This window comes from Agrobacterium sp. NPDC058088 (genome assembly GCF_042885035.1).
Taxonomy (GTDB): Bacteria; Pseudomonadota; Alphaproteobacteria; order Rhizobiales; family Rhizobiaceae; genus Agrobacterium.
The window spans coordinates 1-16,791 of the sequence record NZ_JBHVSU010000009.1; the positions used below are offsets into that span (position 1 = coordinate 1).

Sequence of the window (16,791 nt, forward strand, 5' to 3'; positions counted from 1 at the left end):
CTCTCCATCGAGGCCATGAAGATGGAAACCGCGCTGCATGCCGAACGCGACGGCAAGATCACTGAGGTTCTGGTGCGCCCCGGTGATCAGATCGATGCGAAGGATTTGCTGGTCTCCTACGCCGAATAACGGCGTACCTCTCCCCTGCAACAGAGCTACAGACGCCCGCCTTCTAGGCGGGCGTTTTTTATTGCACTCCGGCAGAAACTTGATTATGCATGTTCGTGCACGTTTATACTTGTTTATGCATGAGTCCCGATGAGTGATCATTTCGTCAGTGAGCGGCAGGCGCTCATCCTTGCGCAGTTGCGGCAAAGTGGCCGGGTGCTCGCGCAGGATCTGGCCCAGAATTTCGGCGTCTCCGAAGACACGGTGCGCCGCGACCTGCGCGAGATGGCGGCGCGTGGGGAATGCCTGCGCGTTTACGGCGGGGCGCTGCTTTCCGACAGCACGACTGTGCCGCTGAAAACGCGGATTGCCGAGGACGCCGACCGCAAGGCCATGCTGGCCCGCGCCGTCGTTCCACTTCTTGAACCGGGCATGGTGGTTTTCATCGATGCCGGCTCGACCAATCTTGCCATTGCAAGGGCGATCCCGGCCGGCCTCAAGCTGACCGTCGTGACGAACACGCCCGCCATAGCTGCCGAGTTGACGGGGCGGTCCGATATCGATCTGGTGCTGATTGGCGGCAAGGTCGATCCGGCCGTCGGTGCAGCGATCGACGCGATGGCGTTGCGGCAGCTTGAGCTGATGCGGCCCGATCTCTGCATTCTCGGTGTTTGCGGTGTTGCGGCCGAGACGGGTTTGTCAGCGGATGTATTCGAGGACGCGGTGTTCAAGCGGCTTGGCTGCAGCGCCAGCCAGCGGGTCATCGCCGCAATTACCACGGAAAAGCTCGGCCATAAGGCTGCTTTCCACGTCCATGATTTTTCCCCACCGCTTTGCCTCGTGCTGGAACGGGATGCCGACCGGGCATTGGTCGAGTCGCTCTCGGCACAAGGCGTAGACGTTTATTGCGGCGACGATGACGCTGCCCTGTTTTCTCATGGTCAAGTCTGAAGGATATTGCCGATGAATGGCCCCACGACATTTTCGCCGACAGGCACACGCTCGTCCTATCTGACGCGACACAGGCTCGGCGTTTCGCTGCTGTTCTTGATGAACGGCTTCATGATGGGATCATGGGCGCCGAAGATTCCGGAATTTGCCGCGCGCCTGTCTCTCAGCGAAAGTGCGCTTGGCCTGATCATTCTGGTTTTCGGTATCGGTTCGCTGGTTTTCATGCCGATTGCCGGCTCCCAGATCGCCCGGTTTGGCTCAAGGACGGTAAGCCTTGTCACGGCGGCGATCTTTTTGCCGACGCTGCTCTTCATCTCATGGGCCGGCACGGTTTGGGCCGGCGTGATCGCGGTTTTCCTGTTTGGCGGGCTGACGGGGGCGATGGATGTTGCCATGAATGCCAACGCCGTGGCTGTGGAGCGTGATATGCGCCGGGCGATCATGTCGTCCTGCCATGCCTTCTGGAGCCTCGGTGGCCTCATCGGGGCCGGTCTCGGTGGTTATCTCATCACGGCAATCGGCGTGCAGGGCCACGCCATTGCACTCACCGTCATCGCGCTGGTGCTCCTCGTCATTGCGTGGCCGCGGGTTCTGGCGGATCGTCCGCACCCCGAGGAAGAGCGTCCGAAAGGTGGCCTGCCGCTAACGCCGCTGCCCTGGATCATCGGCCTGATGGCCCTGTTCTCGATGATCCCTGAAGGCGCCATCCTCGATTGGGGCGCGCTTTATCTGCGCAATGAACTCGGCGCTTCCGTATCGCAGTCCGGTTTCGCTTTTGCGGCCTTCTCCATGACCATGGCGGCGATGCGCTTTGCCGGTGACCTCGTGCGCGACCGTTTTGGCGCTGTAACAACGCTGCGCTTCTGTTCGGCCATGTCGATCATAGGTCTCCTGATTGCGGGTGTTGCGGACAATTCAACCATCGCCATAATCGGCTTTGCGATCGCTGGCATCGGTATCTCCAACATGGTGCCCATTGCCTTTTCGGCTGCGGGCAACATGCCGGGGCTGGCACCCGGGATTGGTCTTTCGGTCGTCACCACCATGGGGTATTCCGGCATTCTGGTAGCGCCGTCGGCAATCGGCTTCATTGCAGAGCATACCGGCCTCGCCAGCGTTTTCCTGTTCCTGCCGCTTCTTCATGTGGTGGTTCTCCTGCTTTCGCGGCTCGCCCGCCATGCGGATGGTGCGGGCAAGGAATAGGCGTCTCGAATTTTGCCATGATTGCGGTAAAGTAGAAGCTCCAGCGCGTTGGGTGTTGACAAGCAGGCTTGCCTGTTTCACCTCAATTGCAAGACCTTGCCGCAAGCTCCAGAGACCGCCATGACGTCACATGCCGATTATGACCCGAAGCCCCGCCGCTCATCCGTCGCTGTAGACGTCGGCGGCGTCATCGTGGGGGGTGGCGCACCCGTCGTCGTGCAGTCCATGACCAATACCGATACGGCGGACATCGACGCCACCGTGCAACAGGTGGCGGCGCTCTTCCGGGCTGGTTCGGAAATCGTGCGCATCACCGTCGATCGTGACGAGAGTGCGGCCGCCGTGCCGAAAATCCGTGAGCGGTTGCTGCGCCTTGGGCTTGATGTGCCGCTTGTGGGCGATTTCCATTATATCGGCCACAAGCTTCTGGCCGATCATCCGGCTTGCGCCGAAGCGCTGGCCAAATACCGCATCAACCCCGGCAATGTCGGTTTCAAGGACAAGAAGGACAAGCAGTTCGGCGAGATTGTCGAAATGGCGATTCGTTATGACAAACCCGTCCGCATCGGCGTCAACTGGGGGTCGCTTGATCAGGAGCTGCTGACGACCCTGATGGACAGGAACAAGGAGCAGGGTTTTCCGCTCTCCGCCCGTCAGGTCACGCGTGAGGCGATCGTGCAGTCAGCACTGATTTCCGCGGAGCTTGCCGAAGAGATCGGCCTGCCGCGCAATCGCATCATCCTGTCTGCCAAGGTCAGCCAAGTGCAGGATCTGATTGCCGTTTATTCGATGCTTTCTGAGCGCTCCAACCATGCCCTGCATCTCGGCCTCACTGAAGCGGGCATGGGGTCGAAGGGCATCGTCGCCTCGTCTGCCGCCATGGGTTACGTTCTGCAACACGGCATTGGCGATACGATCCGCGTTTCGCTGACGCCTGAGCCGAATGGCGACCGCACCCGTGAGGTGCAGGTGGCGCAGGAACTGCTGCAGGTTATGGGTTTCCGTCAGTTCATTCCGGTGGTTGCGGCATGTCCCGGCTGCGGGCGCACCACGTCCACCGTCTTTCAGGAACTTGCCCAGAACATCCAGAACGACATTCGCAAGAATATGCCGGTCTGGCGTGAAAAATATCCCGGCGTCGAGGCGCTGAATGTTGCCGTCATGGGCTGCATCGTCAATGGGCCCGGCGAAAGCAAACATGCCGATATCGGCATTTCACTGCCCGGAACTGGCGAAAGCCCGGCCGCGCCTGTTTTCATCGATGGCGAAAAGGCTCTCACCCTGCGTGGTCCCAACATCGCCGCCGATTTTGAAGCGCTTGTGATCGACTACATCGAAAAGCGTTTTGGCCACAAAGATGCGGCGGAGTAAAACGACCGTGAAAAGGCCGGAATTCCACTGTTCTACCTCCTGAACCTCTCGGAGCATCAAAACACATGATCAAAAAAATCGCGATCGTCGCCCTTTGCGGCACCTATCTTTCCGCCTGCACCACCACCGATCCCTATACGGGCGAGCAGAAGATGTCGAACACGGCCGGCGGCGCGGGTATCGGCGCTGTTGTTGGTGCTCTCGGTGGTCTGGCTGTCGGCGGCTCGCCGGTCGGCCGCCGTAACGCCGCGCTTATCGGTGCGGGCATCGGTGCGCTCGCCGGTGGCGCCATCGGCAATTACATGGACGGTCAGGAATCCGAACTTCGCGCGCAGCTTCAGGGCACAGGCGTTTCGGTTACCCGCCGTGGCGACAGCATCGTTCTCAACATGCCGTCGAACATTACCTTCGCGACGGATCAGGATCAGGTCATTCCACCGTTCTATCAGACGCTCGATTCCGTCGCTATCGTGCTGAACAAGTTCAACCGTACGCTTATCGATATTAACGGCCACACGGATTCTACCGGCAACCCCGGTTACAATCAGGGCCTTTCGGAACGTCGCGCCGCATCGGTTGCCAATTATCTCGGCGCGCGGGGTGTCGACCAGCGTCGTATCTCGACGCTCGGTTTTGGTGCCACGCAGCCGATCGCGTCGAACGCAACACCTGACGGCCGCGCCCAGAACCGTCGCGTTGAAGTGCTGATTTCGCCGCTTAAGGGCTGATTGGATAATGAAAAGCTGAGAGGTATCTGCTCAGCTTTTCCGTTCGGCGATGAATCTTGCGGCCGCGATGAGAATCGCGGCCTTTTCGCCATAAGGGGCCAGGAGTTCGCTGGCTTCCGCCACCTGTTCCTGCAGTTTGCGGCGTGCCCAGTCTTCGCCGCGCAGTGCCACCAACGTGCCCTTGCCGCGTGCGGCATCCTTGCCAGTCGCCTTCCCCATGGTGGCGGCATCGGCAGTCAGATCCAGAAGATCGTCGGCGAGCTGGAAGGCGAGGCCGATCTTTTCGCCGAAGAGGCGCAGTTTCTGCCTTTCGGCCTGATCGCTGCCGCTAATGATCGCTCCGGCCTCGCAGGCGAAACGCAACAAAGCCCCAGTTTTCATAGCCTGCAATGTGATGATGCCGTCCTCATCAGGCGCGTTCTTTTCGGCAGCGAGATCAAGGGCCTGTCCGCCAGCCATGCCGCCAATGCCGGCGGCGCGCGCGAGCGAAAGCACGAGTGCGGCCTTGCGCTCGTCTGCCAGCGGATTGTCATCCGAGGCGATGATGTCGAAAGCAAGCGTCAGCAGGCTGTCGCCCGCGAGGATGGCGGTTGCCTCATCGAATTTGCGGTGCACGGTCGGCTGGCCACGGCGCAAGTCGTCGTCATCCATGGCCGGCAGGTCGTCATGAACAAGCGAATAACAATGGAGGCATTCGAGTGCTGCGCCGACATAAAGGGCGGCTTCGGCATCTCCGCCAAGAAGCGTTGCACTTTCGATGACGAGAAAAGGCCGCAGGCGTTTACCGCCGTTCAGCACGCCATGGCGCATGGCCTCCAGCAGGTTTTGCGGGCGTGTGATCTCGTCCGCGCGTGCCTTGCCGGAAAGCAGGTGGCCAAGCAGCGCTTCGGTTTTCGCCGCGTTTTCGCGCAGCCTCGTTTCGAAATTCGTCATCTGAGCGTCCATGCGCGCTCTTTGGCATGTCGAACGAATGCAGGCAAACCTTTTCGTGATTCCATTGCGCAACGGTGTGACCGGACTCGCCTTGAAGACGGCAATGGACTATGAAAGGCTTCAATTGGCGTGGGTGCGGGGACGGAAATTGAGCAGTACGCCTGAAAGCGACGCAGAATACGCCGTGCTGGCGGAAGACCGGAGCAGTCCGAAGGTGGATTTTCGCACGTTGGCAAAGCGCATCCTGATGACCTTGCTGCCTTTGCTGATCCTGCCCTATCTGTTGATCCCGGTTTATGCGCTGCCGTTCATCCGACCTGTTTCGACGCTGATGCTTGCCGATCTCGTGACCTTTCAGGGTTATGACAGGCGCTGGGTGCCGCTCGAGGATATTTCGCCGCGCCTTGTGCAATCCGTGATGATGTCCGAGGATGGGCAATTCTGTTTCCACGGCGGTGTGGACTGGAACCAGATGCAATCTGTGGTCAGCAATGCACTTGATGGAGCCTCCACCCGCGGTGCCAGCACCATTCCGATGCAGACGGCCAAGAACCTGTTTTTATGGAATGGCCGCTCTTTCCTGCGCAAGGGGCTGGAGTTGCCGCTGGCAATCGCGGCTGATTTCGTCTGGTCGAAAAAGCGGATGATGGAGATTTATCTCAACGTTGCCGAGTGGGGGCCGGGTATTTACGGCATCGAGGCGGCGGCCCAGCATCATTTCAATATACCGGCTGCCAAGCTCAATTCCCGTCAGGCCGCGCTTTTGGCCGTCTCTCTGCCTAATCCGATTGACCGGGTTGCGAGCAAACCAGGGCGCGGCCTGCAGCGGCTGGCTGGCCTTATCGAGCGTCGTGCCCGCGCCTCGGGCAGCTATGTCGGCTGCGTGCTGGACTGAGCCCAGCCCTCCGCCTCAACCCTTTCTAAAAATATAGTCCGTTTCCTGACGCAGCGTTTCGCCCGGCCGCAGGATGGCGTGCGGAAAATCCGGGTGATTGACGGCATCAGGCCAAATCTGCGTTTCAAGGCAGAAACCGGCGAAGGGGCCGTAGTGTCGGCCATCGAGGCCCGGAACGGGAACGTCCAGCTTGAAGGCCGAATAGAACTGCACGCCGGGCTCTGTCGTGTGAACTTCAAGCGCGATATCGGAGGCGGGCGAATAGGCACGGGCGACCTTGCGCTTGGCGCGACGCTCGGGCGAAAGGCAGAAATTGTGGTCGTACAGAACCTGTTCGCCATTCTCCGTGCGCCGCATCGGCGTCGAGTGGCGCAGGTCGAAGACGGTGCCTTCGACGGAGCGGATTTCGCCTGTCGGTATCTGCTGTTCGTTGGTCGGCAGGTAAAAGTCAGCGGCGATGCTGATTTCATGGCCAAGTGCGGTATCCGCGCCGTCGAGATTGAAATAGGAGTGCTGGCAGACATTGGCGATGGTCGGCCGGTCGGTCACCGTTTCGTAAACCACCGAAAGCACGCCGCCATCGCGGATCGTATAGGTGGCGGTCACCGTGCAGTTGCCGGGATAACCGGCGCGGCCATCTGGATCGATGATCTGCAGGACGGCATGGCTTTCGCCATGTTCCATCAGCATCCAGTTGCGCTTGCCCATGCCATCGCTGCCGCCATGCAGATGAGTCACGCCCTTTTCGTTCAGCTCCAGCTGATATTCGTGCCCGTCGATGGCGAACCTGCCATTGCCGATGCGATTGGCGTTGCGGCCGGGCGTGGCGCCGAAATAGGAGGAATATTTGTAGTCCTCGAACTTTTCGAAGCCGAGCACCAGCGGCGGCTGGTGGCCGTCAAGCCGCAAATCCTGGATAACGGCGCCCCAGGTGATGATTTTCGCTGTCAAACCGTCTTTAGAGATGGTGACCCGTTCGACCTTTTCACCCGTCGTCGTGAAACCGAAATCTTCTCGTGCCGCACCGTCGCTCATCTCGTCATTCTCCATGGTGTCGCGAATTGCCGGGGCGGACGTTGCGTCATTTTCCGGCAATTCGCAATCCTGCAGTTTAGGCAGCCATCTGCCCGATGGCTTCGAGATCATAGGGCGTCGTCTGGTATATTTCGTTGATCCAGTTTCCGACAAACAGATGGGCATGGCTGCGCCAGCGGTTTAGCGGGGCGAGCTCCGGGTCGTTATGCGGAAAATAATCATGCGGAAGCTTGATAGGCACGCCGGAATTCACGTCACGGAAATACTCGTCGGACAATGAGGTCGAATCATATTCGACATGATTGAACATATAGAGACGGTTACCTTCCTTCTCATGCACCAGACACACGCCCATTTCCTCAGATTCCATCAGGATTTCGAGGTCGGGGTGTTTTTCGATATCGGCGCGCCTAACTTCCGTCCAGCGCGATACCGGAACCTGAAAATCGTCCGAAAAGCCGTTGAGGTAGATCGAGGAGGGGCAAAGGTTGCGGTGGCGATAGACCCCGAAAGCTTTTTCCTTCAGTTCGTATTTCGGCACGCCATGGAAATGATAGATGGCGGCCATCGCGCCCCAGCAGACGTTGAGGGTCGAATGAACATTGGTGCGGGTCCATTCGAAAATCTTCTGCATTTCATTCCAATAGGTAACGTCCTCATATTCCAGCAGCTCGATGGGAGCGCCGGTAATGATGAAACCGTCGAACTTGCGGTGACGCACTTCCTCCCACGTCTCGTAGAAGGAGAGGAGGTGCTCTTCCGGTGTGTTCTTGGCGCGATGACCGCCTATGCGGACGAGCGACAATTCCACCTGCAGCGGCGAGGCGCCGACGAGGCGCGCCATCTGGATTTCGGTCTTGATCTTGTTCGGCATGAGGTTGAGAAGCCCGATCTGGAGCGGGCGGATATCCTGCCGGATGGCCGCCGTTTCGGTCATGACCCGCACGCCCTCATGAACGAGGGTATCAAAAGCGGGAAGCGTATCGGGTATCTTGATCGGCATGTCGAACTCTCTTTTCCGGGTCGCGTAAAGAACGTTGCGAAAACAAAAAAACCGGCAGCGGAAATCGCGACCGGTCCCAGGAAATTGCCCTTTTCCTCGACCCTTTAGCGACTTCTTTAAAGTGGCTGCAAGCCGGTCGGCAAATCACCACTGAGGGGTTTCATAATCCCGAAGCCGGCGAAAATCAATATAGGCTGATTTCATCGGGTTTCTGCTTTCCCTTTTTGGCCGAGGTGCGATAAGGCAGGGCATGGATAAAGAGTGCTTCACCATTCTGCTTGGCGGCGATGTCACGGTGACCGATCGTCTGAAACGGGCGGTCGCGAATAGCCGCGTGATTGCGGCCGATGGCGGAATGCGCCATGCCGCGCCGCTCGGTCTTACGCCTGAACTTTGGGTCGGAGATTTCGATTCCGCCAGTGAAGAGCTGCTCAATGCCTGGCCCGATGTGACGCGGCAACCCTATCCGGCGGCAAAGGCCGTGACAGATGGGGAGATCGCGGTCTCCGAAGCACTTTCGCGTGGCGCACACTCGCTGCTGCTGGTGGGCGCGCTCGGTGGCGCGAGAAGCGACCATGCGCTTCAGCACCTTCTTTATGCCGTAGCGCTTGCGGAGCGCGGTTTCCGGGTGACGCTGACCTCCGGTGAAGAAGAGGCGAGGCCGCTGCTTGCCGGTTCGCTCACCATTGATCTGCCAGCCGGATCGCTGTTTTCGGTCGCCGGGTTCACCACCCTTGAGGGGCTCAATATCGGCAATGTGCGTTATCCGCTTAATGATTTCGTGCTTGCTTTCGGCTCCTCCCGCACTATTTCCAATGTCGCGAATGGCGGCCCTGTGCATTTCTCGCTGAAAAGCGGCAAAGCCATCGTGCTTGCCCGACCCTATGACCTGACCGGAGCCTGACGCCTTGGCACCCCCAATTCTGAAACTCGACGATATAAAGCTGACCTTCGGCGTGACCCCACTGCTCGACGGCGCCAATCTCCAGGTAGAGCCCGGTGACCGTATCTGCCTTGTCGGACGCAATGGCTCGGGTAAATCCACGCTGATGAAGATTGCTGCCGGTCTGGTCGAGGCGCAGTCGGGCGAGGTTTTCCGGCATCCCGCCGCTACCATTCGTTATCTTGAACAGGCACCGGATTTTGCGGGTTATGACACCGTGCAAGCCTATGCGGAATCGGGGCTTGGGCCGGGTGACGATCCCTATCGGGTGACCTATCTTCTCGAACATCTGGGTCTTACCGGACAGGAAAATCCGGAGAGCCTCTCAGGCGGCGAAGCGCGCCGTGCGGCGCTTGCCCGCGTCATGGCGCCTGAGCCTGATATTCTGATGCTGGACGAGCCGACCAACCATCTGGACCTGCCTACTATCGAATGGCTGGAAGGCGAGTTACAGCAGACGCGCAGTGCTCTGGTGCTGATCTCGCACGACCGGCGCTTTCTGGAGAAGGTCTCGACCTCCACAGTGTGGCTCGATCGCGGTCAGTCGCGCCGTCTCAATCGTGGCTTTGCCCATTTCGAGGAATGGCGCGACAAGGTGCTGGAAGAGGAAGAGCTGGAACAGCACAAGCTCGGCAAGGCCATCGAGCGCGAAGAACACTGGATGCGTTACGGCGTGACCGCAAGGCGCAAGCGCAACATGCGCCGCGTCGGCGAGCTTCAGGCCATGCGCGCGGAATATCGCGGCCACAAGGGTCCGCAGGGTTCCGTACAGGCAACCGTCACCGAAGGGCGGGAATCCGGAAAGCTGGTCATCGAGGCCGACGCCATCACCAAGGCTTATGGCGAGCGCGTGATCGTGGCGCCATTCTCGCTCAGGGTTCATCGGGGGGATTGCATCGGTCTCGTCGGTCCGAACGGTGCGGGCAAAACCACGCTCCTGAAGATGCTGACGGGCCAGCTTGAACCCGACAGCGGCACGGTGAAGCTCGGCACCAATCTGGAGATCGCCACGCTTGACCAGAAACGTGAGGATCTCAACCCTAACGAAACGCTCGCCCATTATCTGACCGACGGGCGTGGTGACAATCTTCTCGTCAATGGCGAAGTGAAGCATGTTACGGGTTACATGAAGGACTTCCTGTTCCAGCCGGAACAGGCGCGCACACCCATCCGCAATCTTTCCGGTGGGGAGCGCGCCCGTCTTATCCTGGCGCGCATTCTGGCCCGGCCGACCAATCTTCTCATTCTCGACGAACCGACCAACGATCTCGACATCGAAACGCTCGATCTGTTGCAGGAGATCGTGGCCGGTTTTTCCGGTACGGTCATTCTCGTCAGCCACGACCGTGATTTTCTGGATCGTACCGTCACCTCCACCATCGCGCCGGCCAATCCCGATCAGCCGGATGGGCGCTGGATCGAATATGCGGGCGGCTATTCGGACATGATGGCGCAGCGCAAGGGTGCGGCGGAAGAAAAACGCAAGGCCGAAAGGCAGGAAAAGGCAAGAGCCGTATCTTCAGCTTCGCCATCGCAGGAGCCCGTCAAGGCCAAGGGCAAACTTTCCTTCAAGCAAAAATTCGCTCTCGAAAATCTTCCGAAGGAAATGGAAAAGGCCCAGGAAGAGATCGCAAAACGCGAACAGCGCATGGCTGACCCGCAACTCTTCGCCAAGGATCAGGCGACCTTCAACAAGCTGGCGCAGGAAATGGAAAAGCTGCGCGAAAAGCTGGAGACCATGGAAGAGGAATGGCTGGAGCTGGAGATGCTGCGCGAAGAACTGGAGAGCTGAAACCAGGCGCTCTCCATTCAAGCAGCCCTTCTTCGGCCTTTGACAGGCAAGCGGAATTGCCGTTCTATGCTCGCGTTCGTTTGGAGGACGTCTGAAATGCGCATGATTTTCGTCAATCTGCCGGTCAAGAACATCGAGGGATCGAGAAGCTTTTTCACGGCCCTCGGTTTCAGTTTCAATCCGGAGTATTCCGACGACCGCACGCTGTGCATGATCGTGGAGGAGAACATCTTCGTGATGCTTCTTCAGGAGGAACGTTTTCGCGATTTCATCAATGGTGATATCGCCGATGCCAAGCGCAGCACCGAGGTTCTGACCTGCCTTTCCGCCGGGAGCCGCGAGGAGATCGACGGGATGATCGCGACCGCGCTTGCCTCCGGTGGCAGCAGCTGGAAACCGGTTCAGGACCATGGCTTCATGTATGCGGGCAGCTTTCAAGATCCCGACGGTCACGTCTGGGAACTGGTGCATATGACGGGGCAGGGCTGATCTCGGCCGTCTTGCCAATCACAGACGACGGGACTAAACCATCATCTTGATCTAACGGGGTGTCTTCTGTGCTCATGTGCAGAAGGCTGAGAGGCTTGCCAACCCGAAGAACCTGATCCGGTTCATACCGGCGGAGGGATTAGACGGCTTAAAGACAAGCGGCTACTCCTTCTCGTTTTTTGAGGAGATACCCGTGCGCCGTCGTCTTTTTCTGAATTCCGTCATTGCCGCCTCGCTGTTTCTGCCCGGTCTCGCCGCGGCTCAGGATAAGCCGGAACTGACCGTCTATACCTATGAAAGCTTCGTTTCCGAATGGGGTCCCGGCCCTAAGGTGAAGGAAGCTTTCGAGAAGGTGTGCGGCTGCAAGGTCAATTTTGTGGGTGTCGCGGATGGTGTGGCACTGCTCAATCGTCTGAAGCTTGAAGGCGCAGGATCCAAGGCGGATGTGGTCGTTGGTCTCGACACCAATCTTGTCGCAGAGGCGAAACAGACCGGTCTTTTTGACGTGAGCGGCATCGATGCGTCGGCGGCCAAAGTGCCGGGCGGTTACAAGGATGATGTTTTCGTACCCTATGACTATGGGCATTTTGCCGTCATCTATGACACGCAGACGGTGAAGAACCCGCCGACGAGCCTGAAGGAGCTGGTGGAAGGCGATCCCGCGCAGAAGATCGCCATTCAGGATCCGCGCACTTCCACGCCGGGGCTCGGCCTGCTTTTGTGGGTGAAATCGGTTTATGGCGACAAGGCGCCGGAGGCCTGGGCAAAGCTCAGGAAGCGCATTCTCACCGTCACGCCGGGCTGGTCGGAATCCTATGGCCTCTTCACCAAGGGGGAAGTGCCGATGGTGCTCTCCTACACCACCTCGCCCGCCTATCACATGGTCGCGGAAAAATCGGAGCGTTATCAGGCTGCGGCCTTTTCCGAAGGGCATTACATCCAGATCGAAGTCTCTGGTCTCCTCAAAAACGCACCGCACAAGGATCTGGCAAAGCAGTTTCTCGCTTTCACACTGACATCAGGTTTTCAGGACGCCATTCCTGAAAACAACTGGATGATGCCGGTCGCGGCCACGTCGGCACCCTTGCCCGAGGCATTTTCCAAACTCGTCGTGCCGCAAAAGACCTTCCTGATGGATCCCGAAGAGGTGGCGAAGAACCGCAAGGCCTGGATCGACGAATGGCTTTCGGCCATGAGCATGAACTGAGGAAGAGGCACGCTCGCACATGATGTTGCGTCGCGATTATCGGCGGTCAGTCATTTTCGGGACGGCGGCCTTTGCCGCCGTTTTCTTGTTCATGGCGCTCGCGGTTTTTGCGCTGCTGTCATTTGATGCCGGCCCATCCGCCGCCGGAATCATGGATGCCTATACGTTGCGCATCCTGCGCTTCACGCTTTACCAGGCGATGCTATCTACCCTTTTATCTATCGTTCTCGGTCTGCCCGTCGCTCTGGCACTCGCCCGGCGCAGAGAGTTTCCGGGAAGGATCTGGATCATCCGGCTGATGGCGGTGCCAATGGGTTTGCCGGTGATCGTCGGTGCCTTCGGCATCATCACTATCTGGGGCAGGCAGGGCGTGCTGAACAGTGCCCTTGTTTTTGCCGGTGCGGATGAGCCTTTCAGCATATACGGCCTTTCCGGCATTCTCATTGCTCACGTCTTCTTCAATCTGCCGCTTTCCGTGCGGCTGATGCTGGCCGGGCTGGAGCGCATTCCGGGAGAATATTGGCGCATGGCGGCAAGTCTCGGCATGGGGTCGGTTTCAGTTTTCCGTTTCATCGAATGGCCGGCGGTCTCGCGGCTCATTCCTGGCATCGCCGGGCTGGTTTTCATGCTGTGCGCCACCAGCTTCACGCTTGTGCTTCTTCTGGGCGGCGGGCCGGCAGCAACGACGCTGGAAGTGGCGATCTATCAGGCGCTGCGGTTCGATTTCGATCCGCAGCGGGCAATCGCGCTTTCGGTTCTGCAGATTGTGCTCACCGCAATCCTGCTTGCGCTCCTCGCCTTTTTGCCGTCACCGGAAGCGGAAATCTCCTCGCTTGGTCGCAGCATCCAGCGTTTCGACGGCAAAAGCACCGCAGCGCGCCTGTGGGACGGCGCGGCAATCGCTTTTGCTGTTTTTCTGGTCGGGTTGCCGCTTATCGCCATCGCTGTTTCGGGGTTGCAGGCCGATCTGCCGCGCCTGCTCACCGCGCCGATCTTCCTGCGTGCTGCGGCGACCAGTCTCGCCATCGCCATGCTGTCGGCAATTCTCGTCGTTTTCTGCTGCATGGCGATTATCGGCGCGCGCCAGGCCATCGGCTCCAGACGCAAGGTGGCGTGGCCTCTCCGCTTGCTTTCCGCACTGCTTGGGGCGGGCTCCTCGCTGGTGCTGCTTGTTCCGCCCGTCGTGCTTGGAAGCGGTTGGTTCCTGCTGCTTCGGATCTTCGGTGATGTCAGCTTCTATGCGCCCGTTCTCGTGGCGCTCATCAATATGCTGATGGCCCTGCCGCTGGCCATGCGGGTGATGGAGCCGGCCTTCACCAGTCATTTCCTGCGCACCGGCCGGCTTTCCGCCAGCCTCGGACTTCAGGGCTTTTCGCGGTTGCGGTTTGCCGATCTGCCGGTTCTTCGGCGGCCCATGCTGATGGCACTTTCTTTTGCCATGGCGTTGTCGCTCGGCGATCTCGGGGCGGTTGCGCTGTTCGGATCGGAAAACTTCATAACCTTGCCCTGGCTGGTTTACAGCAATATGGGGAGCTATCGCACCAATGACGCCGCCGGATATGCCTTCCTCCTCGGCATCGTTTGCCTGCTGCTTGCCGCAGGCGGTGTTTCCAGACCATCCCAATCAGCAGGGGCTCGTATATGACAGGCGACGATTTTGCCGTGGAGCTGGATAATGTCAGGCTACGGCTCGGGACGCAGGATTTCGAACTCGATTGCACCTTCCCGCAAGGTCAGGTGACGGCGGTCGTCGGTGCCTCCGGTTCGGGAAAATCGACGCTCCTCAATCTCGTGGCCGGTTTCGAGGTGCCGGACTCCGGCCGTGTGCTTATCGATGGACAGGACATCACGGCAAAGGATCCTTCGGAAAGGCCGGTTTCATCGATCTTTCAGGACAATAATCTTTTCGCCCATCTCGATATTTTCACCAATGTCGCCCTCGGCGTCAGCCCCAGCCTGAAATTGCGGGCGGAGGGCCGGCAGAAGATCGAAGTGGCGCTGGCGCGCGTCGGTCTTGCGGGTTTCGACAGGCGCCTGCCGGGTACGCTTTCCGGCGGAGAAAGGCAAAGGGCGGCGCTGGCGCGTGCCCTGGTGCGGCAAAAACCGGTCATGTTGCTCGATGAACCCTTCGCCGCGCTCGATCCGGGATTGCGGGCGGGCATGACGTCTCTGCTTCTCGACTTGCACGACGAAACAAAAAATACGGTGATTATTGTCACACATCATCCCGACGACATAAAAAAGCTGGCGCAGCGGGTGGTTTTTCTTGAGCGTGGCCGCGTTGTCTACGCAGGCGCGACCGCAGATTTCTTCGCCACACAAAATGTGAAGGCGGTCGATAGTTTTCTGAATGGCTGATCGCCTTATTTTCGACGCGTGCCGCTGGCAATCGCTTTAGATGACTTCAATGGCGCTAATTTGCACTTGCCAGTTTCAAGTTGTTGCCCGAGAAAAGATGGGAATTATTGCGTTCTTCAGGAATATTCAGGGCTTGGTGGATCGTTTTTACCGCTTTGGCATTCATCGCCCATTGGGGCGAATCGGTTATTCTGGTCTGCAATTAACGGATGATCAGGAACGTTAAGGGGCAGGCATAGAGAATGAAAAATAGCATGACTGCACAGCGGGGGCTTTTCTCCGGTTCAGGCCTTCGCCGTTCCGGCAGGCTTGCTGCGGCGTGGTCTGCACTGACGGCGTCCGCCGTGCTGCTGTCATCGTGCCAGTCCCTGTTCAGCCCGGCCTATCAGTCCACATTGCGTCCCTCGGACAATCCGCAGACCGTGGAACAGGTGCAGAAGAACGATCCACGTGCCCAGATGGGTGCACGCGAACATCCGCGTATCGTGGCAAGTTATGGCGGCGAGTATCGCGATGCCAAGACGGAACGGTTGGTCGCCCGCATTGCCGGCGCGCTGACGGCTGTGTCGGAAAATCCGCAGCAATCCTACCGCATCACCATTCTCAATTCGCCCGCCATCAACGCTTTCGCTTTGCCCGGCGGATATCTTTACGTCACGCGCGGCCTGCTGGCGCTTGCCAATGATGCGTCCGAAGTGGCGGCCGTGCTTTCGCACGAGATGGGCCATGTCACCGCAAACCACGGCATCGAACGCCAGCGCCGCGAAGAGGCGGAGGTGATTGCCAGCCGTGTGGTTGCGGAAGTTCTGTCGAGCGATCTCGCCGGCAAACAGGCACTGGCACGCGGCAAGCTGCGGCTTGCGGCCTTCTCCCGTCAGCAGGAATTGCAGGCAGACGTCATTGGGGTTCGCATGCTGGGCGAGGCCGGTTACGATCCTTACGCGTCGCCGCGTTTTCTGGATTCCATGGCGGCCTATGCACGGTTCTCGTCGGCTGATCCCGAAAACGACCAGAGCCTCGACTTCCTTTCCAGTCACCCCAACACGCCGCAGCGTATCGAGCTTGCGCGCCGCCATGCCCGCGCCTTCGGCCAGGAAGGTCAGGTCGGGGATAAGGGCCGCGACTGGTTTCTGGATGGTATAGATGGGCTGCTTTACGGGGACAGCCCACAGGAAGGTTACGTCCGCGGCCAGACATTCCTGCACGGAACGCTGGGCATCCGTTTCGACGTGCCGGAAGGGTTCGTCATCGACAACAAGGTGGAAGCCGTTCTGGCGACGGGGCCGGGCGATATGGCGATCCGTTTCGATGGCGTGGCCGATCCGAAGCAGACGAGCCTCGCCAACTACCTGACCAGCGGCTGGGTCGCGGGTCTGTTACCGGAAACCGTCAAGGAAACGCAAATCAACGGTCTGGAGGCTGCGACAGCCCGGGCGAGTGCGGATAAATGGGATTTCGACGTGACCGTCATTCGTGTCGGCCAGCAGATATTCCGTTTCCTGACAGCAGTGCCAAAAGGCAATACCCAGCTCGACTCCATTGCCAACACACTGCGCACCAGCTTCCGCAAGATGACGCCGCAGGAGATCGCCTCGCTAAAGCCGCTGAGGGTGCGGGTGGTGACGGTGAAGCCCGGTGAAACCGTGGCGACAATGGCGGCGAGGATGATGGGGACGGAGCGGAAGCTCGACATGTTCCGCATGATCAATGCCATGAGCGCGACGGCGACGCTTCAGCCGGGCCAGCGTGTAAAGATCATCGCTGAATAAATAAAA

The 16,791-nt window shown here is 59.2% G+C and carries 16 protein-coding genes and 2 riboswitches; of the genes, 13 read left to right on the forward strand and 3 right to left on the reverse strand.

Annotation, left to right across the window (positions count from 1 at the left end; all coding sequences use genetic code 11):
* From ACFVTJ_RS20045 to ACFVTJ_RS20065, 5 genes are all read left to right on the forward strand, one after another.
* On the forward strand, positions 1-129 hold a 129-nt coding region (locus tag ACFVTJ_RS20045), incomplete at its 5' end, for a biotin/lipoyl-containing protein (protein ID WP_386910517.1).
* Positions 130-258: 129 nt separating this feature from the next.
* A complete protein-coding gene (locus ACFVTJ_RS20050) occupies positions 259-1,059 on the forward strand; it encodes a DeoR/GlpR family DNA-binding transcription regulator (RefSeq protein WP_386910364.1) in 801 nt (266 codons plus the stop codon).
* 12 nt (positions 1,060-1,071) lie between these two features.
* Positions 1,072-2,262, forward strand: a complete 1,191-nt coding sequence (locus tag ACFVTJ_RS20055) for an MFS transporter (protein WP_386910365.1) — start codon at positions 1,072-1,074, stop codon at positions 2,260-2,262.
* A 120-nt stretch (positions 2,263-2,382) separates the two neighbouring features.
* Positions 2,383-3,633, forward strand: a complete 1,251-nt coding sequence (ispG, locus tag ACFVTJ_RS20060) for a flavodoxin-dependent (E)-4-hydroxy-3-methylbut-2-enyl-diphosphate synthase (RefSeq protein ID WP_386910366.1) — start codon at positions 2,383-2,385, stop codon at positions 3,631-3,633.
* A gap of 65 nt (positions 3,634-3,698) precedes the next feature.
* Positions 3,699-4,361 (forward strand): OmpA family protein, encoded by a 663-nt coding sequence (locus ACFVTJ_RS20065; RefSeq protein ID WP_386910367.1) that lies wholly within the window; start codon positions 3,699-3,701, stop codon positions 4,359-4,361.
* A gap of 30 nt (positions 4,362-4,391) precedes the next feature.
* Here the strand turns inward: ACFVTJ_RS20065 and ACFVTJ_RS20070 are convergent, their stop codons facing one another.
* On the reverse strand, positions 4,392-5,306 hold the full coding sequence (locus tag ACFVTJ_RS20070) for a polyprenyl synthetase family protein (RefSeq protein ID WP_386910368.1): 915 nt from the start codon (positions 5,304-5,306) through the stop codon (positions 4,392-4,394).
* Positions 5,307-5,442: 136 nt separating this feature from the next.
* Between ACFVTJ_RS20070 and mtgA the strand changes: the two genes are divergently transcribed.
* Complete coding sequence (gene mtgA / locus ACFVTJ_RS20075; RefSeq protein ID WP_386910369.1) at positions 5,443-6,189, forward strand: monofunctional biosynthetic peptidoglycan transglycosylase; 747 nt, start codon at positions 5,443-5,445, stop codon at positions 6,187-6,189.
* Positions 6,190-6,204: 15 nt separating this feature from the next.
* Here the strand turns inward: mtgA and ACFVTJ_RS20080 are convergent, their stop codons facing one another.
* Together ACFVTJ_RS20080 and metA are read right to left on the reverse strand one after the other, a co-directional pair.
* Positions 6,205-7,224: an aldose epimerase family protein gene (locus ACFVTJ_RS20080; protein ID WP_386910518.1), complete on the reverse strand. Its 1,020-nt coding sequence runs from the start codon at positions 7,222-7,224 to the stop codon at positions 6,205-6,207.
* 76 nt (positions 7,225-7,300) lie between these two features.
* Positions 7,301-8,227: a homoserine O-succinyltransferase gene (gene metA / locus ACFVTJ_RS20085; RefSeq protein WP_386910370.1), complete on the reverse strand. Its 927-nt coding sequence runs from the start codon at positions 8,225-8,227 to the stop codon at positions 7,301-7,303.
* An 84-nt stretch (positions 8,228-8,311) separates the two neighbouring features.
* A riboswitch (SAM riboswitch) is annotated at positions 8,312-8,388 on the reverse strand.
* Between the two features lie 89 nt (positions 8,389-8,477).
* Here metA and ACFVTJ_RS20090 point away from each other — a divergent pair.
* The 7 genes from ACFVTJ_RS20090 to ACFVTJ_RS20120 all read left to right on the forward strand — a co-directional run bounded on the left by ACFVTJ_RS20090 (position 8,478) and on the right by ACFVTJ_RS20120 (position 16,785).
* Positions 8,478-9,131 carry a thiamine diphosphokinase gene (locus tag ACFVTJ_RS20090; RefSeq protein WP_386910371.1) on the forward strand — a complete coding sequence of 218 codons (654 nt, stop codon included), beginning with the start codon at positions 8,478-8,480 and terminating at the stop codon, positions 9,129-9,131.
* A gap of 4 nt (positions 9,132-9,135) precedes the next feature.
* Positions 9,136-10,962, forward strand: a complete 1,827-nt coding sequence (locus tag ACFVTJ_RS20095; RefSeq protein WP_386910372.1) for an ABC-F family ATP-binding cassette domain-containing protein — start codon at positions 9,136-9,138, stop codon at positions 10,960-10,962.
* 96 nt (positions 10,963-11,058) lie between these two features.
* The gene (locus ACFVTJ_RS20100) at positions 11,059-11,451 is read left to right on the forward strand and encodes a VOC family protein (RefSeq protein WP_386910373.1); all 393 of its coding nucleotides are present in this window, start codon (positions 11,059-11,061) and stop codon (positions 11,449-11,451) included.
* A 45-nt stretch (positions 11,452-11,496) separates the two neighbouring features.
* A riboswitch (TPP riboswitch) is annotated at positions 11,497-11,607 on the forward strand.
* A gap of 37 nt (positions 11,608-11,644) precedes the next feature.
* Positions 11,645-12,658 carry a thiamine ABC transporter substrate binding subunit gene (gene thiB / locus ACFVTJ_RS20105; protein WP_386910374.1) on the forward strand — a complete coding sequence of 338 codons (1,014 nt, stop codon included), beginning with the start codon at positions 11,645-11,647 and terminating at the stop codon, positions 12,656-12,658.
* A 19-nt stretch (positions 12,659-12,677) separates the two neighbouring features.
* Positions 12,678-14,303, forward strand: a complete 1,626-nt coding sequence (gene thiP, locus ACFVTJ_RS20110) for a thiamine/thiamine pyrophosphate ABC transporter permease ThiP (RefSeq protein ID WP_386910375.1) — start codon at positions 12,678-12,680, stop codon at positions 14,301-14,303.
* Positions 14,300-15,016, forward strand: a complete 717-nt coding sequence (gene thiQ, locus ACFVTJ_RS20115) for a thiamine ABC transporter ATP-binding protein (protein WP_386910376.1) — start codon at positions 14,300-14,302, stop codon at positions 15,014-15,016. The genes thiP and thiQ overlap by 4 nt, the downstream gene beginning before the upstream one ends.
* Positions 15,017-15,270: 254 nt before the next feature.
* A complete protein-coding gene (locus ACFVTJ_RS20120) occupies positions 15,271-16,785 on the forward strand; it encodes a M48 family metalloprotease (protein ID WP_386910377.1) in 1,515 nt (504 codons plus the stop codon).
* Positions 16,786-16,791: the final 6 nt, after the last annotated feature.

Bases quoted from the DNA above. Each gene is read 5' to 3' on its own strand.
- ACFVTJ_RS20050 (WP_386910364.1), top strand. From the start codon at position 259: ATGAGTGATCATTTCGTCAGTGAGCGGCAGGCGCTCATCCTTGCGCAG.
- ACFVTJ_RS20055 (WP_386910365.1), top strand. From the start codon at position 1,072: ATGAATGGCCCCACGACATTTTCGCCGACAGGCACACGCTCGTCCTAT.
- ispG (WP_386910366.1), top strand. From the start codon at position 2,383: ATGACGTCACATGCCGATTATGACCCGAAGCCCCGCCGCTCATCCGTC.
- ACFVTJ_RS20065 (WP_386910367.1), top strand. From the start codon at position 3,699: ATGATCAAAAAAATCGCGATCGTCGCCCTTTGCGGCACCTATCTTTCC.
- ACFVTJ_RS20070 (WP_386910368.1), bottom strand. From the start codon at position 5,306: ATGGACGCTCAGATGACGAATTTCGAAACGAGGCTGCGCGAAAACGCG.
- ACFVTJ_RS20080 (WP_386910518.1), bottom strand. From the start codon at position 7,224: ATGAGCGACGGTGCGGCACGAGAAGATTTCGGTTTCACGACGACGGGT.
- metA (WP_386910370.1), bottom strand. From the start codon at position 8,227: ATGCCGATCAAGATACCCGATACGCTTCCCGCTTTTGATACCCTCGTT.
- ACFVTJ_RS20090 (WP_386910371.1), top strand. From the start codon at position 8,478: ATGGATAAAGAGTGCTTCACCATTCTGCTTGGCGGCGATGTCACGGTG.
- ACFVTJ_RS20100 (WP_386910373.1), top strand. From the start codon at position 11,059: ATGCGCATGATTTTCGTCAATCTGCCGGTCAAGAACATCGAGGGATCG.
- thiP (WP_386910375.1), top strand. From the start codon at position 12,678: ATGATGTTGCGTCGCGATTATCGGCGGTCAGTCATTTTCGGGACGGCG.
- thiQ (WP_386910376.1), top strand. From the start codon at position 14,300: ATGACAGGCGACGATTTTGCCGTGGAGCTGGATAATGTCAGGCTACGG.
- ACFVTJ_RS20120 (WP_386910377.1), top strand. From the start codon at position 15,271: ATGACTGCACAGCGGGGGCTTTTCTCCGGTTCAGGCCTTCGCCGTTCC.